This is a genomic window from Natrinema soli (genome assembly GCF_028618695.1).
Genome location: NZ_JAQIVI010000654.1, coordinates 1 through 563, shown reverse-complemented (window position 1 = coordinate 563; position 563 = coordinate 1). Strand labels below are relative to the sequence as shown.

Here is a 563-nt window from a genome sequence, read left to right as displayed (position 1 = left end):
CGACGGGGTGGACCGCGGCCGGCGCGACCAGCCGCTGGGAGACGTTCGTCTGGAAGGTGTCGCCCGCGCGGACGTGCTCCTTGACCCGCCGCACGCGATCGGCGAACGTCTCTCGACCGCAGTCGCTCTCGAACGTCGCTTCCGGGCTCGAGACGGGTGGATCGCCGATGCCGGGATCGGCGTCGCGGACGGCCTCGGCGACTACGAGTGTCCGGTCGCGGCCGCGCTCGTAGGCTGACTCGAGGGCGACATCGGTCGGTTCCTCGGCGCTCTCGGGATCGAAGTCGGAGTCGGAGTCAGGATCGCCGATCCGCGGACAGGCCGTGATCCGCAGCGGTACATCGCCGTCGGTAGGCTCCTCCCAGGCCGCGAACCGATCGTAGACCGCGACCTCGAGACGGGGAAGCCCTCGGTCGTCGACCGCAGCGTCGGGCAGGGTCTCGAGTTCGCGGGCCACGTCGTAGGAGAGCCAGCCGACGGCCCCGCAGGGGACGGGCACGTCGCAGTTTCCGCGGACGAGCCGATCGCCCGCGAGCAGTCCCTCGAGTGCGGCGAGGATCGGC

Annotated in this window: 1 pseudogene; it reads right to left on the bottom strand. The window is 71.6% G+C overall.

From position 1 onward, the window contains the following. A pseudogene (locus PGX04_RS29310) lies at window positions 1-563 on the bottom strand (anthranilate synthase component I); the annotation flags it as partial.